The organism is Stutzerimonas kunmingensis, from assembly GCF_014764705.1.
GTDB lineage: Bacteria > Pseudomonadota > Gammaproteobacteria > Pseudomonadales > Pseudomonadaceae > Stutzerimonas.
Genome location: NZ_JACXXG010000014.1, coordinates 94,206 through 109,836 on the forward strand (window position 1 = coordinate 94,206; position 15,631 = coordinate 109,836).

At 60.7% G+C, this 15,631-nt stretch carries 16 protein-coding genes and 1 pseudogene; 9 read left to right on the plus strand and 8 right to left on the minus strand.

Features of this window, described 5'->3' with window-relative positions; all coding sequences use genetic code 11:
- Positions 1-104 precede the first annotated feature (104 nt).
- On the minus strand, positions 105-419 hold the full coding sequence (locus tag IEG05_RS12860) for a hypothetical protein (RefSeq protein ID WP_191122171.1): 315 nt from the start codon (positions 417-419) through the stop codon (positions 105-107).
- A 52-nt stretch (positions 420-471) separates the two neighbouring features.
- Positions 472-2,058, minus strand: a complete 1,587-nt coding sequence (locus tag IEG05_RS12865; RefSeq protein ID WP_191122172.1) for a recombinase family protein — start codon at positions 2,056-2,058, stop codon at positions 472-474.
- A 51-nt stretch (positions 2,059-2,109) separates the two neighbouring features.
- Here IEG05_RS12865 and IEG05_RS12870 point away from each other — a divergent pair.
- A pseudogene (locus IEG05_RS12870) lies at positions 2,110-2,745 on the plus strand (pirin family protein); the annotation flags it as partial.
- A 51-nt stretch (positions 2,746-2,796) separates the two neighbouring features.
- Here the strand turns inward: IEG05_RS12870 and IEG05_RS12875 are convergent.
- Complete coding sequence (locus IEG05_RS12875) at positions 2,797-3,744, minus strand: lipid A biosynthesis lauroyl acyltransferase (RefSeq protein ID WP_003301261.1); 948 nt, start codon at positions 3,742-3,744, stop codon at positions 2,797-2,799.
- Positions 3,745-3,902: 158 nt separating this feature from the next.
- On the opposite strand from IEG05_RS12875, the gene minC reads away from it, so the two are divergent.
- The 6 genes from minC to IEG05_RS12905 all read left to right on the plus strand — a co-directional run bounded on the left by minC (position 3,903) and on the right by IEG05_RS12905 (position 8,567).
- Positions 3,903-4,628, plus strand: coding sequence for a septum site-determining protein MinC (gene minC / locus IEG05_RS12880; protein ID WP_003301263.1), 726 nt, complete (start codon positions 3,903-3,905; stop codon positions 4,626-4,628).
- Between the two features lie 96 nt (positions 4,629-4,724).
- The gene (gene minD, locus IEG05_RS12885; RefSeq protein WP_003301265.1) at positions 4,725-5,540 is read left to right on the plus strand and encodes a septum site-determining protein MinD; all 816 of its coding nucleotides are present in this window, start codon (positions 4,725-4,727) and stop codon (positions 5,538-5,540) included.
- Entirely contained in the window at positions 5,537-5,794 is a 258-nt protein-coding gene (minE, locus tag IEG05_RS12890; RefSeq protein ID WP_003301267.1) for a cell division topological specificity factor MinE, read from the plus strand. Before minD ends, minE begins: the two co-directional genes overlap by 4 nt.
- A 200-nt stretch (positions 5,795-5,994) precedes the next feature.
- Complete coding sequence (locus IEG05_RS12895; protein WP_003301268.1) at positions 5,995-6,630, plus strand: RluA family pseudouridine synthase; 636 nt, start codon at positions 5,995-5,997, stop codon at positions 6,628-6,630.
- The gene (locus IEG05_RS12900; protein WP_003285608.1) at positions 6,612-7,202 is read left to right on the plus strand and encodes a class I SAM-dependent methyltransferase; all 591 of its coding nucleotides are present in this window, start codon (positions 6,612-6,614) and stop codon (positions 7,200-7,202) included. The genes IEG05_RS12895 and IEG05_RS12900 overlap by 19 nt, the downstream gene beginning before the upstream one ends.
- A gap of 75 nt (positions 7,203-7,277) precedes the next feature.
- The gene (locus IEG05_RS12905; RefSeq protein WP_003301269.1) at positions 7,278-8,567 is read left to right on the plus strand and encodes a M18 family aminopeptidase; all 1,290 of its coding nucleotides are present in this window, start codon (positions 7,278-7,280) and stop codon (positions 8,565-8,567) included.
- A gap of 91 nt (positions 8,568-8,658) precedes the next feature.
- Here IEG05_RS12905 and IEG05_RS12910 read toward each other — a convergent pair whose 3' ends face one another.
- On the minus strand, positions 8,659-9,621 hold the full coding sequence (locus IEG05_RS12910; protein ID WP_003301271.1) for an NAD(P)H-quinone oxidoreductase: 963 nt from the start codon (positions 9,619-9,621) through the stop codon (positions 8,659-8,661).
- A gap of 174 nt (positions 9,622-9,795) precedes the next feature.
- Here IEG05_RS12910 and IEG05_RS12915 point away from each other — a divergent pair, with 174 nt between their 5' ends.
- Together IEG05_RS12915 and IEG05_RS12920 are read left to right on the plus strand one after the other, a co-directional pair.
- Positions 9,796-11,880, plus strand: coding sequence for a carboxy terminal-processing peptidase (locus IEG05_RS12915; protein WP_003301272.1), 2,085 nt, complete (start codon positions 9,796-9,798; stop codon positions 11,878-11,880).
- 99 nt (positions 11,881-11,979) lie between these two features.
- Positions 11,980-13,776 carry a bifunctional diguanylate cyclase/phosphodiesterase gene (locus IEG05_RS12920; protein WP_003301274.1) on the plus strand — a complete coding sequence of 599 codons (1,797 nt, stop codon included), beginning with the start codon at positions 11,980-11,982 and terminating at the stop codon, positions 13,774-13,776.
- Here the strand turns inward: IEG05_RS12920 and IEG05_RS12925 are convergent.
- The 4 genes from IEG05_RS12925 to IEG05_RS12940 form a co-directional block, all read right to left on the minus strand.
- A complete protein-coding gene (locus IEG05_RS12925; protein ID WP_003301275.1) occupies positions 13,743-14,210 on the minus strand; it encodes an SEL1-like repeat protein in 468 nt (155 codons plus the stop codon). The two genes, IEG05_RS12920 and IEG05_RS12925, sit on opposite strands and share 34 nt — an antisense overlap.
- Positions 14,210-14,578, minus strand: coding sequence for a hypothetical protein (locus IEG05_RS12930; RefSeq protein ID WP_003301276.1), 369 nt, complete (start codon positions 14,576-14,578; stop codon positions 14,210-14,212). The genes IEG05_RS12925 and IEG05_RS12930 overlap by 1 nt, the downstream gene beginning before the upstream one ends.
- On the minus strand, positions 14,575-14,904 hold the full coding sequence (locus tag IEG05_RS12935) for a helix-turn-helix domain-containing protein (RefSeq protein WP_003301278.1): 330 nt from the start codon (positions 14,902-14,904) through the stop codon (positions 14,575-14,577). The genes IEG05_RS12930 and IEG05_RS12935 overlap by 4 nt, the downstream gene beginning before the upstream one ends.
- 159 nt (positions 14,905-15,063) lie before the next feature.
- Complete coding sequence (locus IEG05_RS12940) at positions 15,064-15,513, minus strand: DUF1232 domain-containing protein (protein ID WP_191122176.1); 450 nt, start codon at positions 15,511-15,513, stop codon at positions 15,064-15,066.
- Positions 15,514-15,631: the final 118 nt, after the last annotated feature.

The window sequence follows — 15,631 nt, forward strand, 5'->3', positions numbered from 1 at the left end:
AAACGTTCTGCATATAGGAGAGGAATCAGGGGATGTGATATTTGCTACGGGAGAATCCCCCACACCTGTGCAAAGCATGGGGATTTTCTGACAGGGGGGTTGGGTTACTCGTCTTTTTGTGCTAGTTGTGCTTCAAGCTCTCGAACACGCTTTTCGAGAAAGGCAATGTACCGGGTCTGTACGTCATCAGGCATTAGTGATTTTGTAAACTCAGTGAACAGCCCAGAATCACCCCCTACACTGTTCGATCTGCTGACCTGCCGTACAGGTTCACCCTCGGCCTTGATCCACTTAGACATCACCGCATAGCTTGGCTTTCCTTGTTGCGAACAAAAGCGGCTGAGGCTCATACCACTTGCTTGATATTCTTCAATCAATGCTTGCTTCTGCTCATCAGCGTAGCGAATACCCTTTACCATTGTGTTAGTCCTTTTCATGTAGGTGGCGCTAAGGTATCACACGATATTTTCCCTACGCATCATCGCCGCGCCTGCGGTGGCCCCGAGCAATCAGAGACAGCAGGTCATTGAACTCCGGTGTCGGCTCTGGCAGAGGCTGCTTGTTCACCCTATCAAGAAGCTCTTGATGCTCTGGACGTAGCATCAGCAGTCGATATTCCTGCCCTAAATCTTCATACACATAACTTTTTGCAGAACGATCATACCCCTTGTATTTCCAAGGGTGCTCATCCCCACTCACCCAAATTTCCCCATTAGAGAAGCAAGTGATTGAGTATTCCGCCTGCTGAAGCAATGCGTTGAGCTTGATTGGATCGTTTGCCAGATAGTCATGCTCCACGTTGATGATCGTATTGGTGGACACGGCATCATCAGTAGAGCGATCAAGGATCAGGCGTTCGTCTTGTAGCTGCTTTCTCTGCGCCTGTAGCTGCTCAAGCTGTTCTTGTATCTCTGGCACCAGCCCGATTGCTGCGATGGTGTTAGCAAGGTTTCCGATCCTCTTGGACAGGTCTTCAAGCTCGCCTTCTATCTCGATCTTTCGTTTCTGGTGTTCAGTGAGCAACTGGCCTGCCAACGCACGTTCCACATACGGCAGAGAAGTTTTCACACGGATGTGTTCGAGAAGCTGCTTAGGGATGGATTTAGAATTGCTGCACCCGTCCAGCGTCAGACGCGCCCGGCTTGTGCATTGCATTGTGGCTCCGGTGTTGGGGTGCTTCTTGACGTTGAAGTTTCGCCCGCAATGTCCACATTTCACTAGGCCAGTCAGGAGGTACGCTGTTGGTGCGCTACGCTTCTGATCCTTGTTGCGGCTTAGCTGCTCCTGCACACGGTAGAACAGCTCCTTCGGTACAACGGGTTCGTAGACGTTCGGAATCTCGCCCCAATTGCCAATGGCCGTGGTGTTCGTCAGCCACCTTTTAACAGTGGTGCCATTGATGGTTTGCAGTAGCTCGTGTCCTGACTCACGTAACCGGCGACAGATACGCCGCTCGCCCAACCCTGCCGCATAGTCCTCGAATGCCTGCCTTACAAGCGGTGCAACGGATTCGATTAGCTTTCCTTCCTTGTCGATCCACATCGGCGTGTGACGCTTTACAGCCTTACCTTCCTTAGCTGCTCGTTTCTTCTTGTCGTAAGCGGCATTGATGAGGTCGGACAGTCTTTCACTATAGATGTATGCCTGCTGCACCTTCGCCACGAGCAGGAACAGGTGATTGCTGTTCGCTGACTTCTGATCGTATGTCAGCGCATCATCGAGCGTGACGATCATCACCCCTGCCTGAAGAATCCTTCCTAATAGAGGAAGCATCTCTAATGGTTCAAGTCGCCCGGTGCGGTCGATAGCCTCGACAAGAATGCAATCCCCCGGCTGGATAACTCCCGCTTCAACAGCGGCCAAGAGTTTGCCAAATCCATTCTCAAGGTGTTCGCCCTTCCAACCACTGCGCCCCAGGTCTTCAAAGCTCGTGAGGCTGAGAGTGTAATCAGGATGGGATGCCAGCCACTGAGCCACCCTTGTTTGTTGGCGTTCAAGGCTCGACCCCCGCGCTTGCTTGGCTGAAGAAAAACGGACGTATGAGAATGCAGTGGGCATGGGATGCTGATTCCGAGCTAACCAAGATAGCCATTGTATCATTGCCCCGGTCTTCTCGAAGGACGCATGCGCCACGAGGATCACATGGGCAATGTGGGGTTGCTGGAGAGCGGTGGCGTGCAGTGGATGACCGCCGCGCGCGGCGTCATCCATAGCGAGATGCCGCAGCAGCAGGAAGGCACCATGCGCGGCTTCCAGCTATGGTTGAACCTGCCCTCCCACGCCAAGCTCGGCGATCCGGACTATCGGGATTTCGCCCCGGCCGAAATACCGCAACTCGCCCTGCCGGGCGGCGTGCAGGCCAAGGTCATCGCCGGCGCGTTCAAGGCCGGCGATATCGAACAGCACGGGATCGTGCAGCGGCCCGATACCGAGCCTCTGCTGTTCGACCTGCAGCTTTCAGCCGAGAGTGCCGTCTCGCCGCAAGTACCGGATGGCCATCGGTTGTTGCTCTACGTCTATGAAGGGACGCTGCGGGTGGGTGAGCAGGCGGTGAGCAAAGGCCAGTTGGTTCAGATGTCCCAGGACGGCGAGCTCAATCTGTCCAGCGAACGTGGCGCCCGGCTGATGCTGCTGGCAGGCCGCCCACTCGGTGAGCCGATCGTGCAGTACGGGCCATTCGTGATGAACAGCCGCGAGGAGATCGAGCAGGCGCTGCGAGACTTCCGGGACGGTACGTTGGCCTGACCTGCGCGATCTGCCCGGGAAGACGCCAGGCCTGGCGCAAATGGCAGTCCACTAGACGGCCGAACGCGTCTTCCTCTTTTTATACAAGCTGGGCTCGCCTACCGGGCGGGTCTTGAAGCGGCGATGCGCCCAGAGGTACTGCTCGGGTACCGCACTGACCGCCTCTTCTATCCACTGGTTGATCCGCAGACAGTCCGCCTCTTCACTTTCACCCGGGAAGTCCTGCAGCGGCGGATGGATCACCAGTCGATACCCCGAACCGTCCGCCAGGCGTTCCTGGGTGAAGGGTATGACCCGCGCCCTGCCCAGCCGGGCAAACTTGGTGGTGGCGGTGACGGTCGCCGCCTGGACGCCAAACAGCGGTACGAACAGGCTCTGTTTTCGCCCATAGTCCTGGTCCGGCGCGTACCAAATGGCGCGCCCTGCGCGCAATACCTTGAGCATCGCCCGCACATCCTCGCGCTCGATGGCACTCGCATCACGGTTGTGCCGTTCGCGCCCGCGACGCTGGATGAAGTCGAAAAGCGGATTCTTGTGCTCGCGGTACATGCCGTCGATCGTGTGCCGCTGGCCAAGCAGCGCGGCGCCGATCTCCAGCGTAGTGAAATGCAGCGCCATCAGGATCACACCCTGCCCTGCAGCCTGAGCCTGCTGCAGATGCTCGAGCCCATCGATCCTGGCCAGGCGCTGCAGGCGTGCCTGCGGCCACCACCAGCTCATGGCCATCTCGAAGAAGGCAATGCCGTTGGAGGCAAAGTTCTCCCGCAACAGACGCTCGCGTTGCGCCTGACTCAGTTCGGGGAAACACAGCTCCAGATTGCGCCGAGCGATGTAGCGACGCGAACCGGCGAAGCGAAACATCAGTGCGCCAAGCCCGCGACCCAGTTTCAAGAGAACCGAATATGGCAACTGGACCAGCAGCCACAGCACGCCCAGGCCCAGCCACAGCGGCCAGAAGCGCGGGTGCAGGAAGTACGCACGAAACTGAGGACGATCCATGAATATCTCGACAACCGATGAAGCGACGCATTCTAGCGGCAAACGCCTGCGCTGACCGAACCCAAGCGCACCGACGATCGCTTCACGGGCCGCTCGCGGGTTGCAGGCAGCGACGCGCCCCGCTATAAGTCCTCGCCATTTACCGCAGCAGACAGACCATGAGCCAAGCCGACCTCACCGATCAGTCCCCAGCCTTCCAGCTCAAGGGCAGCATGCTCGCCATCACCGTGCTGGAACTCGCCAGCAACGACATCGAGCGTCTCGACGAGCAACTCGCGGCCAAGGTCGAGCAGGCGCCGGACTTCTTCAATAACACCCCGCTGGTCCTGGCCTTGGACAAGCTGCCGGAGGCGGCTCGCGAGATCGATATCGCTGCGCTGGTCAGCCTGTGCCGCAAGCATCGTCTGCGTACCCTGGCCCTGCGCGCCAGCGAACCGTCCCACCTCGAGGCGGCCGCGGTGCTCGATCTGCCGGTGCTGCCGCCTTCCGGTGCTCGTGAGCGGCAGGTCGACCTGAGCTCGAAAACCCCGGCCAAACCAGCCGAGCCGGTCTATCGCCCGACCCGCGTCGTGACCACCCCCATCCGCGGCGGCCAGCAGGTCTACGCGCAAGGCGGCGACCTCATCGTTCTCGCTCCCGTGAGCCCCGGTGCGGAACTTCTCGCCGATGGCAACATCCATGTCTACGGTCCGCTTCGAGGTCGCGCCTTGGCAGGTATCAAAGGCGACACTTCGGCGCGGATCTTCTGTCAGCAACTCACCGCTGAAATGGTCTCCATCGCCGGCCAGTACAAGGTAGCCGAGGACCTGCGACGCGATCCTCTCTGGGCTGAAGCGGTACAGATCAGCCTCTCCGGCGACGTGTTGAACATCACCCGCCTTTAACGGATACTGCCGCGAATTTTCAAGGACCAAACGGGCAATCCTGACGCTGAAATCGGCGAAAGGTCCCGATTTTTTAAATATTTAGGGTGAATCACCTTGGCCAAGATCATCGTAGTCACTTCCGGCAAAGGTGGCGTTGGTAAAACCACCACCAGCGCCGCCATCGGTACCGGCCTCGCTCTGCGCGGCCACAAGACTGTCATCGTCGACTTCGACGTCGGTCTGCGGAACCTCGACTTGATCATGGGCTGCGAACGCCGGGTGGTTTACGACTTCGTCAACGTCATCAATGGCGACGCAACCCTGACCCAGGCCCTGATCAAGGACAAGCGTCTCGAGAACCTCTACGTGCTGGCGGCCAGCCAGACACGCGACAAAGACGCGCTGACCCAGGAAGGCGTTGGCAAGGTCATCGACGAGCTGGGCAAGAATTTCGAATACGTCATCTGCGACTCCCCGGCCGGTATCGAGAAGGGCGCGCACCTGGCGATGTACTTCGCCGACGAAGCCATCGTCGTCACCAACCCGGAAGTCTCTTCGGTTCGCGATTCCGACCGCATGCTCGGCCTCCTCGCGAGCAAGTCGCGTCGCGCCGAGAACGGCGAAGAACCGATCCGGGAGCATCTGCTGCTGACCCGCTACAACCCCGAGCGTGTCACCAAGGGCGAAATGCTCGGTGTCGAAGACGTCGAGGAAATCCTCTCCATCCGCCTGCTGGGCGTGATCCCCGAGTCGCAGGCAGTACTCAAGGCTTCCAACCAGGGTATCCCGGTGATTCTCGACGACCAGAGCGACGCCGGCCAGGCGTATAGCGACGCCGTGGACCGTCTGCTCGGCAAGGAAGTCGCGCACCGTTTCCTCGACGTCAAGAAGCCGGGCTTCCTGCAACGACTTTTCGGAGGCCGCGAATGAACCTTTTCGACTTCTTCCGTGAACGCAAGAAGAAGGAAACCCCAGCCGCGATCGCCAAGGAGCGTCTGCAGATCATCGTCGCCCACGAGCGTGGCCAGCGCACCGAGCCGGACTACCTGCCGGCCCTGCAAAAAGAGCTGGTCGAGGTGATCCGCAAGTACGTCAACATCGACAGCGATCAGGTCCAGGTTGCACTCGAGGACCAGGGCAGCTGCTCGATTCTCGAACTGAACATCACCCTACCGGATCGCTGAGAACCCACACACGATCTGCTGCGCGTCGGTTCTGCTGCGTTAAAAACAGGCTCGGAATGCTCATTTACTTCAGTCAACTCCGCTTCCTCGCCTGTTTTTGCCTTGCAGGACTCTAGCTCGCTAGACCGTGAATAGGCTCTGAACACCGGCGTACAGAAACGGCGGCCCACGGGTCGCCGTCTTCGTTTGTGGAAAAGCGAATGCCTCTAAGCGCTATCGAGATCGTCCATCAGGACGCTGCCCTGCTGGTCATCAACAAGCCGACCCTGCTGCTGTCCGTACCGGGCCGCGCCGAAGACAACCGTGACTGCCTGGTGACCCGCCTGCAGGAAAACGGCTATCCCGAAGTGCGCATCGTGCACCGCCTGGACTGGGAAACCTCCGGGCTTATCGTGCTTGCCCGCGACGCTGATACGCACCGTGAGCTGTCTCGTCAGTTCCATGATCGTGAAACCGAAAAGGCCTACGCCGCGCTGTGCTGGGGCGAGCCGGAACAGGACAGCGGCAGTATCGACCTGCCGCTTCGCTACGATCCGCCGACCAAACCGCGTCACGTGGTCGATCATGAGCTGGGCAAGCATGCCCTGACTTTCTGGCGCGTGCTTGAACGCTGTGGCGATTACAGCCGCGTCGAGCTGACACCTATCACCGGCCGCTCTCACCAATTGCGAGTACATATGCTGTCGATCGGGCACCCACTACTCGGCGATCGCTTATACGCACATGAACAGGCACTGAAAGCCCACGAACGGCTGTGCCTACACGCCAGCATGCTCGCACTGACTCATCCGCAAACCGGCGAGCGACTACGCTTCGAATGCCCGGCACCGTTCTGATGGAGCGTTTTCTCGAAGCGACCCAGGGCGCACCAGCGCACCCAACCCTTCGCAAGGCGCTCGACCTATGGAGCGCCTCCCCTGGCCAGGCTCTGGACCTGGGGTGCGGCGCCGGACGCGATAGTCTGGCTCTGCTGCGTGCTGGCTGGAAGGTGGTCGCTGTAGACCAGTCTGCAGATGCTCTGGAAGTCCTGCGCGTGCAGGCCGACCCCAGCTTGTCAGGTAGGCTCACCACTCGGTGCCAGCCATTCGAGAACGAGACGCCGCTACCGATCGCTGATCTAGTGAACGCAAGCTTCGCGCTGCCATTCTGCAAGCCGGAAGCATTCAACGATTTCTGGGCACGGATAACCCAATGCCTACGCCCGGGCGGCGTGTTCGCCGGGCACTTCTTCGGGCCGCACGACAGCTGGGCGGCGAAGGGCTACACCATTCACGGTCGCGAGCGGTTGCTACGGAAATTCGAAAGCTGGACGCTAGTGGAGCTCAACGAGTTCGAGTTCGACGGCAAGACCGCGGTAGGTCACAGCAAGCACTGGCACCTGTTCGAAGTAATCGCTCGACGCCACTGAGTCCCAAGCCCGTAAAGGACTGCTGCCGCACATTGCAATGGGATAGACTTCGATGCTTGCAGTCCGGAGTCCGAAATGCGCAAAGCTCTCAACCAAGGCCTGATCGAATATCTGCAGGCGTCCCCTACCCCGTTCCATGCCACCCAGAATCTCGCCCAAGCGCTACAGGCCGCCGGCTACCGTGCGCTGGACGAGCGCGAGGTCTGGCATACCGAGGCGGGCGGGCGTTATTACGTCACCCGCAACGACTCGGCCATCATCGCCTTCCAGCTGGGCAGCAAAGCGCTCGTCGAACACGGCCTGCGCTTGGTTGGCGCCCATACCGACAGCCCGTGCCTGCGAGTCAAGCCGCAGCCTGAGCTGCAGCGCCAGGGCTTCTGGCAGCTGGGTGTCGAGGTGTATGGCGGCGCCCTGCTCGCTCCTTGGTTCGACCGCGATCTGTCGCTGGCCGGCCGTGTCACCTACAGCCGTGATGGCCGCATCGAAAGCCAGCTGATCGACTTCAAGGTTCCGATCGCGACGATTCCGAACCTGGCGATTCACCTCAATCGGGAAGCCAATCAGGGCTGGGCCATCAACGCGCAGAACGAGCTACCGCCGATTCTGGCCCAGATCGCCAGCCAGGAAAGCCCAGACTTCCGCGCACTCCTCGCCGATCAGCTCGGCCGTGAACATGGGCTGGTCGCCGACGTGGTGCTGGACTTCGAACTGAGCTTCTACGACACCCAGAGCGCCGCGGTCATCGGCCTGCACGGTGACTTCATCGCCGGCGCCCGTCTGGACAATCTGCTCTCGTGCTTTGCGGGTTTGCAGGCCTTGCTGAACGCCGAACCCGAGCACACCTGCGTGCTGGTCTGCACCGATCACGAGGAAGTCGGCTCGACCTCGCTGTGCGGCGCGGATGGCCCGTTCCTGGAGCAGGTCTTGCGCCGTGTGCTGCCGGATGAAGACGACTTCCAGCGCGCCATCAGCCATTCCCTGCTGATCTCCGCCGACAATGCCCACGCGGTGCACCCGAACTACGCCGACAAGCACGATGGCAATCACGGGCCGAAGCTCAACGCCGGCCCGGTGATCAAGGTGAACAATAACCAGCGCTACGCCACCAGCAGCGAAACCGCCGGATTCTTCCGCCATCTCTGCCTGGAAAACGAAGTGCCGGTGCAGAGTTTCGTCACCCGCAGCGACATGGGTTGCGGCTCCACGATCGGCCCGATCACGGCCAGTCAGCTAGGTGTGCGTACCGTCGACATCGGCCTGCCGACCTTCGCCATGCACTCGATCCGCGAGCTTGCGGGTAGCCAGGACCTGGCGCACCTGGTCAAGGTACTGACCGCGTTCTACGCCAGCAGCCAGTTGCCTTGAACCGCACCGGGCAGGTCTGCAGCACTGCAAACCTGCTCGATCCATCAAGGCAAAGCGAAATCTGGCTCCGTCTACATCAGGACGATGCGGATCAGGAAAGCGCGCTATCGATCACCAGGGCCACCTTGCCGGACACGGTGTTGCTGGCCAGCGTTTCGAATGCAGCCTCCACATCACCGATGGCAAAGGTTCGCTCCAGACGCGGCGAAAGCTTGCCCTGGGTGAACAGCGGCCAGACCTTCTCTTCCATTTCCGCCAGCAGCCCGGCCTTGTAATCGGCGTCGCGACTGCGCAGGGTCGAGCCGATCAACTGGATGCGCTTGGCCAGCAAACCAGCCAGATCCATCTCGGCCTTGCGTCCGCCCATCAAGCCGATCATCACCCAACGCCCATCCATCGCCAGCAGCTGCATATTCAATGCGGCGTACTTGGCACCGACCGGGTCGAGGATCATGTCGAACGGACCAAAATCGCGTAGCGCTTCGAGCGAGTCACCACGCAGCACACCACCCTGAGCACCGAGCGACTCACAGTAGGCCAGCCGCTCGGCCGAGCCGACACTGACCCAGCAGGGATTGCCGAAAGCCTTGCACAACTGGATCGCCGCCGAGCCGACACCACTGGCGCCAGCGTGCAGCAGCACCTTGTCGCCGGCCAGCAAAGCGCCCAGGCGATAGAGATTGAGCCAGGCCGTGGCATATACCTCCGGGATAACCGCAGCTTCATGCAGCGACATGCCCTCGGGAACCGGCAGCGCATGACGGGCCTCGACCACCACCTCCTCGGCCATGCCACCACCAGCCAGCAGCGTGCACACGCGATCGCCCACCTTCCAGCGGCTGCGCCCACTGACCTCGGCGACCACCCCTGCGCATTCCAGCCCCAGGATGTCGGTGACACCTGCCGGCGGCGGATAGTGTCCGCCTCGCTGCAGTAAGTCTGCACGGTTCAGCCCGGCAGCAGCCACACGGATACGGATTTCGCCATCGCCGCACGCCGAAGCCGGTCGCTCGGCCCACTCCAGATGCCCCTCGATACCTTGCAATGCCTTCATGCTGCCTCCATAGTGGTTCCTATCTATGCCCACCCAACTGATCGCTCGCTGGCCTTCTTTGACCACCTCAACCATCGGGCTTGTGCTTTCCACCGCCGGACGGAAAACCGAACCGGCGCCTACTTTAGATGGCCTAATATGCGTTATTCCCTAGCCTTACGTCGCCCCCAAGCCATGAAACGTACGCTGACCTGCACCGTTCTCGCCGTCCTTTTCGGCCTTCACGCTTCCCTGGCGATGGCCAAAGCCGTCAGCACGCCGGAGAACTGGGACTACCTGCAACCCGATCGTGACCAGGTCATAGCCAGCCTGAACGTCGTCGAACTGCTCAAGCGCCATCACTACAACAAGCCGCCGCTGAACGACGCGCGTTCGGCAAAGATCTTCGACAGCTACATACAGATGCTCGATCCCTCGCGCAGCTATTTCCTGGCATCCGACCTCGAAGAGTTCGGCAAGTGGCGCAACCAGTTCGACGACTTCCTCAAGGGCGGCAATCTCGAACCCGGTTTCATCATCTACTCCCGTCATCTCGAGCGCTTGCAGAACCGGTTGAACTACGCCCTGAGCCTGCTCGACAAGGGCGTCGACAGCTTCGACTTCAGTGTCGACGAGGAGCTGCTGGTCGACCGTGAGAAGGCCGCCTGGGCCAAGGACACCGCAGAGCTGGATGACCTGTGGCGCAAGCGGGTAAAGGACGAGGTATTGCGTCTGAAGATCGCCGGCAAGGAGCCGAAGGCCATCGAGGAACTGCTGACCAAACGCTACAAGAACCAGCTATCGCGCCTGAACCAGACCCGTGGCGAGGACGTTTTCCAGACCTACATCAACGCCTTCGCGCAGACCTACGATCCGCACACCCAATACCTGTCGCCGGACAGCGCGGAGAATTTCGACATCAACATGAGCCTGTCGCTCGAGGGCATCGGCGCGGTGCTGCAGAGTGACAACGAGCACGTGAAGATCGTACGCCTGGTGCCGGCCGGCCCGGCGGAGAAGAGCAAGCAGCTGGCGCCAGCGGACAAGATTGTCGGCGTCGGCCAGGCCAACGATGAGATGGTCGACGTCATCGGCTGGCGCCTGGATGAGGTGGTCAAGCTCATCCGCGGCCCGAAGGGTTCCGTCGTGCGCCTGGAAGTCATCCCGGCGAGCAACGCGCCGAATGACCAGAGCAGCAAGGTCGTCGCCATCACCCGCGAAGCGGTAAAGCTCGAGGAGCAGGCAGCGAAGAAGTCGGTGCTGAACCTGGAACACCAGGGGCAGAACTTCAAGCTCGGCGTGATCGAAATTCCGGCGTTCTACCTCGACTTCAAGGCACTGCGCGCCGGGGACCAGAACTACAAGAGCACCACGCGTGACGTTAAAAAACTGCTCTCCGAACTGGAAGCAGAGAAAGTCGACGGCGTGGTCATCGACCTGCGCAACAACGGCGGCGGCTCACTGCAAGAGGCCACCGAGCTCACCGGCCTATTCATCGATCAGGGTCCGACTGTGCTGGTACGCAACAGCGATGGCCGCGTAGACGTGCTTGCCGATGAACAGACAGGCGCGCTGTACAAGGGGCCGCTGGCCGTCCTCGTCAACCGTCTTTCGGCATCGGCCTCGGAGATCTTCGCCGGCGCGATGCAGGACTACCACCGGGCCTTAATCCTCGGTGGCCAGACCTTCGGCAAGGGCACCGTGCAGACGATCCAGCCTCTCAACCATGGTGAGCTGAAACTGACCCTGGCCAAGTTTTACCGCGTATCCGGGCAGAGCACTCAGCATCAGGGTGTGATTCCCGACATCAGCTACCCTGCCGATGTCGACACCAAGGAAATCGGTGAGAGTGCGCTGCCGGAAGCGCTGCCTTGGGACAGCATCCGCGCGGCGATCAATCCGGACATGAACCCGTTCAAGCCGTTCCTCGCCGAGCTGAAGGCACGCCACGAAGCACGCACCGGCGAGAACCCGGACTTCGTCTTCACCCGCGATCGTCTGGCGCTTGCCCAGGAGCTGATGCACGAAACCACCGTCAGCCTCAATGAAGAAAAGCGGCGTGCACAACAGGCCGATATCGAGAAGCGTCAGCTGGCCTTGGAGAATGCATTGCGCCTGGCCAAAGGTGAGGAGCCACTGGCAAAGCTGGAGAAGGAAGACGAAAACACGCCTCACGCGGAAGCGGACAAACCAAAGCCGGAAGATGATGCCTACCTCTCCGAGAGCGGGCGAATTCTGCTCGATTACCTCGGTCTCAGCTCGGCGATGGCCAAGCACTGAATCGAGTGGAATGCTGCAATGTCATCAAATTGACATCACGACATCGTGAAATGAAAGGGCCGCGCTGCGGCCCTTTTCTTTTCACACCCAGAGACCTCCATGACAGTCACCGAGCAGTTGAGCACGCTGGGACATATCCTTGCTCACGGCGACATCACCACCCTGTTCCAACCCATCGTCTCGCTTTCGGAGCGGCGCATTCTCGGTTATGAAGCACTCAGCCGTGGACCATCCAACGGCCCGCTGCACTCCCCGATCAATTTGCTCGCCACAGCACGCCACGCCGGCCGGCTCAACGAACTGGAGATGACCTGCCGCGAAACAGCGTGCCGGCGTTACAGCCAGGGGGCGCTACGCGGCAAGCTCTTTCTCAACGCCTCACCGGAAACGCTACTTGACGCGACCCACAAGCCCGGGCGCACGCTCGAGCTGCTGCACACCTATGGCATTTCCGCGGACAACGTGGTCATCGAGCTGACCGAGCAGGCACCGGCCGACGATCTCGAGCTGCTGGACAAGGCGCTTCATCACTATCGCTCGATGGGCTTCAGCATAGCGCTCGACGACCTTGGTGCCGGATATTCGAGTTTGCGCCTGTGGTCCGAGCTGCGACCCGACTATGTGAAGATCGACCGCTATTTCATCGACGGCATCCATCTCGACCCCGTGAAGCGCGAGTTCGTCGAATCCATCCTGAAGATCGCCCGCGCATCGCGTGCCCACGTCATCGCCGAAGGTATCGAACTGCGCGAGGAACTGGCGGTGCTGGCCGGCATGGGTATCGATCTGGTGCAGGGCTATCTGCTTGGACGTCCGCTGGAGTTGCCTGCCCAGGACATCGACGAGGTCCTGCCACCCCCGGAGGCCCAGCAGGCGGTCCTGGGCGAGGAGTCCGGCAACCTGTCCGGACTGCTTATCAGACAACCCGCCATGGCCGCAGAACGTCCGGTTGCTGAAATGCTCGAGGCGTTTCGACTGCAGCCGGCCCTGAACTCGATCGCAGTTTTGGACGTTGACGCCAGGCCGGTCGGCATACTTCACCGCAATCTCATTTCCGACGCGCTGCTCAAGCCCTACGCCACCGATCTGCTGGCACGCAAACCGCTTAGCCGCCTGATGAGCACGGATTTCCTCGCCGTCGAGCTCGACCAGTCGTTGCAACAGGTCAGCCGCTTGCTCACCAGTCGGGCGCGCCAAAGAATCGAGGAAGACTTCGTCATCACACAGGCCGGTCAATACCTCGGTCTGGGCCGCGTCATCGATGTTCTGAGGTTGATAACCGAACTGAAGATTCAGCAGGCGCGCCACGCCAATCCCCTGACACTGTTGCCGGGCAACGTACCCATCCAGCAGTGCCTGACCCGCCTGTTGCTACAGCGACGTAGGGCGATGGTCTGTTACGTCGACATCGACAACTTCAAACCTTTCAACGATCTGTATGGCTACGCCAAAGGCGATGAAGTGCTGCTGTGCCTGGCCCAATGTCTGAACGACCGGGTCGACCCTCAGATGGATTTCGTCGGCCATATTGGCGGGGATGATTTCATGCTGGTGCTGAGCGGTCACGACTGGGAGCAGCGCATTGCCGACTTGCACAGCGCCTTCGCGCTTCGCAGCAGCGCCTTCTACCAGCCAGAACACCTCGCGGCCGGCTGCTTTATTTCCACCAGCCGTGACGGGCGTAAACAGCGCTATGCCCTGCTGTCACTCTCGATCGGGATCGTCAGCGTGCACCCGGAGCACACTGACCGCCTGGATGCAGGCAGGCTCGCCGCCCTTGCTTCGGAGGCCAAGCGCTTTGCCAAACAGGTGAACGGCCCGAGCTTCCACCTGATCGATGCAGGGCAGCCAACGCAGGATGCCTACAACCCCAGTTGCTCCGCCTTCGCCTTGTAACGATCTGCCTGCTGGGGGTCTGCGGCCAGGCCGTGGCCGCCGGCACGATACAGTTGCTCGAGGCGAACCGCCGCCAGTGGATGCCCTGCCTCGGCCGCCTGGGACCACCAGCGCGCCGCCTCACTGCCATCCGGGCCGTGGGAGGCATCTTCGCTGAGGCTGATGACGCCCATCTGATATGCCGCTTTCACATCTCCCGCCTTGGCCGCCAGCCTTAGAAGGCGAACGCCTTCCAGCTTGGCACCATAGCCGCGCCCGCGGAAATACAGGATATGACCGTAGAAACTCTGCGCCGACACGTCGCCCAGCGCCGCCATCCGCGCGAATTGCCCTTCCATCCAACGCCAGATCTTCGGCTGCTGAACCGCGTAGTGCGACGTCATCAATTTGCGGGCAGTTAAATAACCGAGCCTTGCACGCAGCCTGCCCAGCATCAGAGTTCCTCCGAATAAACGAACTCGAAAACGCGCGCCACTTCTCCCGCATGCCAGGATGCAGCGGCGGCACCGTCCGCCGGCCCCGAGAAGCGTCCCAACCGCGCAGCACACTCGAAAAAGCCCGTGCGGGGCAAACGACTAGCACCCTGACTGATGACCAGTGCGCTGCGCAACGGGCGCTCCGAGCGGGCGTCCAGCGCAGCGAGGTGCTCCAGCGCGGCGGTAAGGGTTCGCATGGCGGGTGTGGGCAACTGGAGCCGCTCGACCAGCGCACGGTAGGTCACCAGATGTCTCTGCCGGCGAGCGGCATCCAGTTCGGCAAGCAGCGCCTGCCAGTGGTGCCGGCTGATGGATACTGACGTCAAGCGTCGCCCTCCCAGCCGGCAATTTCCAACGCACGTGCCTGTGCTCGACGAATCGCAGTATCGGGTTCGCGCTCTCCCGCCTCGATCAGCCCCAGGTAGGCTGGACTGATCCCCACAGCGCGCGCCAACGCCTCTTGTGAAAGCCCCTTGGCCTCACGCAGAGCGCTCAGCTCGACCAGGGACGGACGTGACTGAGCGCCACTGGGTGCGACATCAGTGGCAACGGCCGATTTGACACCGACCGCATTCAAAAGCGCCTGGTACTCGTCCCACGGCAGTACGGCGTATTCCGGCGAGCCGTCACGCATGATGACCTGTACATTCATCCGTATTTTCCCCAGGCGTCTTCGATCAGATGCGGAATCTTAACAGCCCTTGCCGCTCCTTGAAGCTACCAACCTGCCGCATGCGTTAGTGAATCGGGATAGAGACCGCAAATGCTCATCCGGCACCGACAAACGGCGGCGCTACACACGCCGCTGCTATCAGCTCGGCTGGCCGCCGGCCTTCGGTTCGTCCAACGCAGGCAAGCGTTGAAGCGATGCCTGCCGATCCGCAGTCTGGGCCTGCCTCCAGACCTTGAACGCCTCCAACTCACCAGACCACTTGCGCATTACCCAGCCCAGCACAGCCAGATCGTCGACGAACCCAAGACCAGGCAGCCAATCCGGGATGGCGTCGATTGGCGACAGGAAGTAGAGCAAGCCGGCCACCACAGCTATCAATGCATTAGGACTGATGGCCCGGTACTCGCCACGCCACCAAGCTACGCAAAGCGCCTGTAAAAGCGCCAGATCTTCTCGCAATCCTTTGAACAGCCCTCTTTTCGAAGAGGATTTGCGGGCCACCGCAAAGAGTAACGCGGGGATCTTTCCGCGTTTGATCAGACGCTGCGCGAGCGGAAAATATCGGATGAAATTCCAGGGAGTGCGGATTCCACGCCATTCGGACACTCAGCCCACGCTGATCCGGACACCTGTTCCACGATCATTCGGACAGGCAGTCGGAGCGCAGCGACGCAGGGGTTGCATTGTTAGTCTGAGGCGCCCGGCG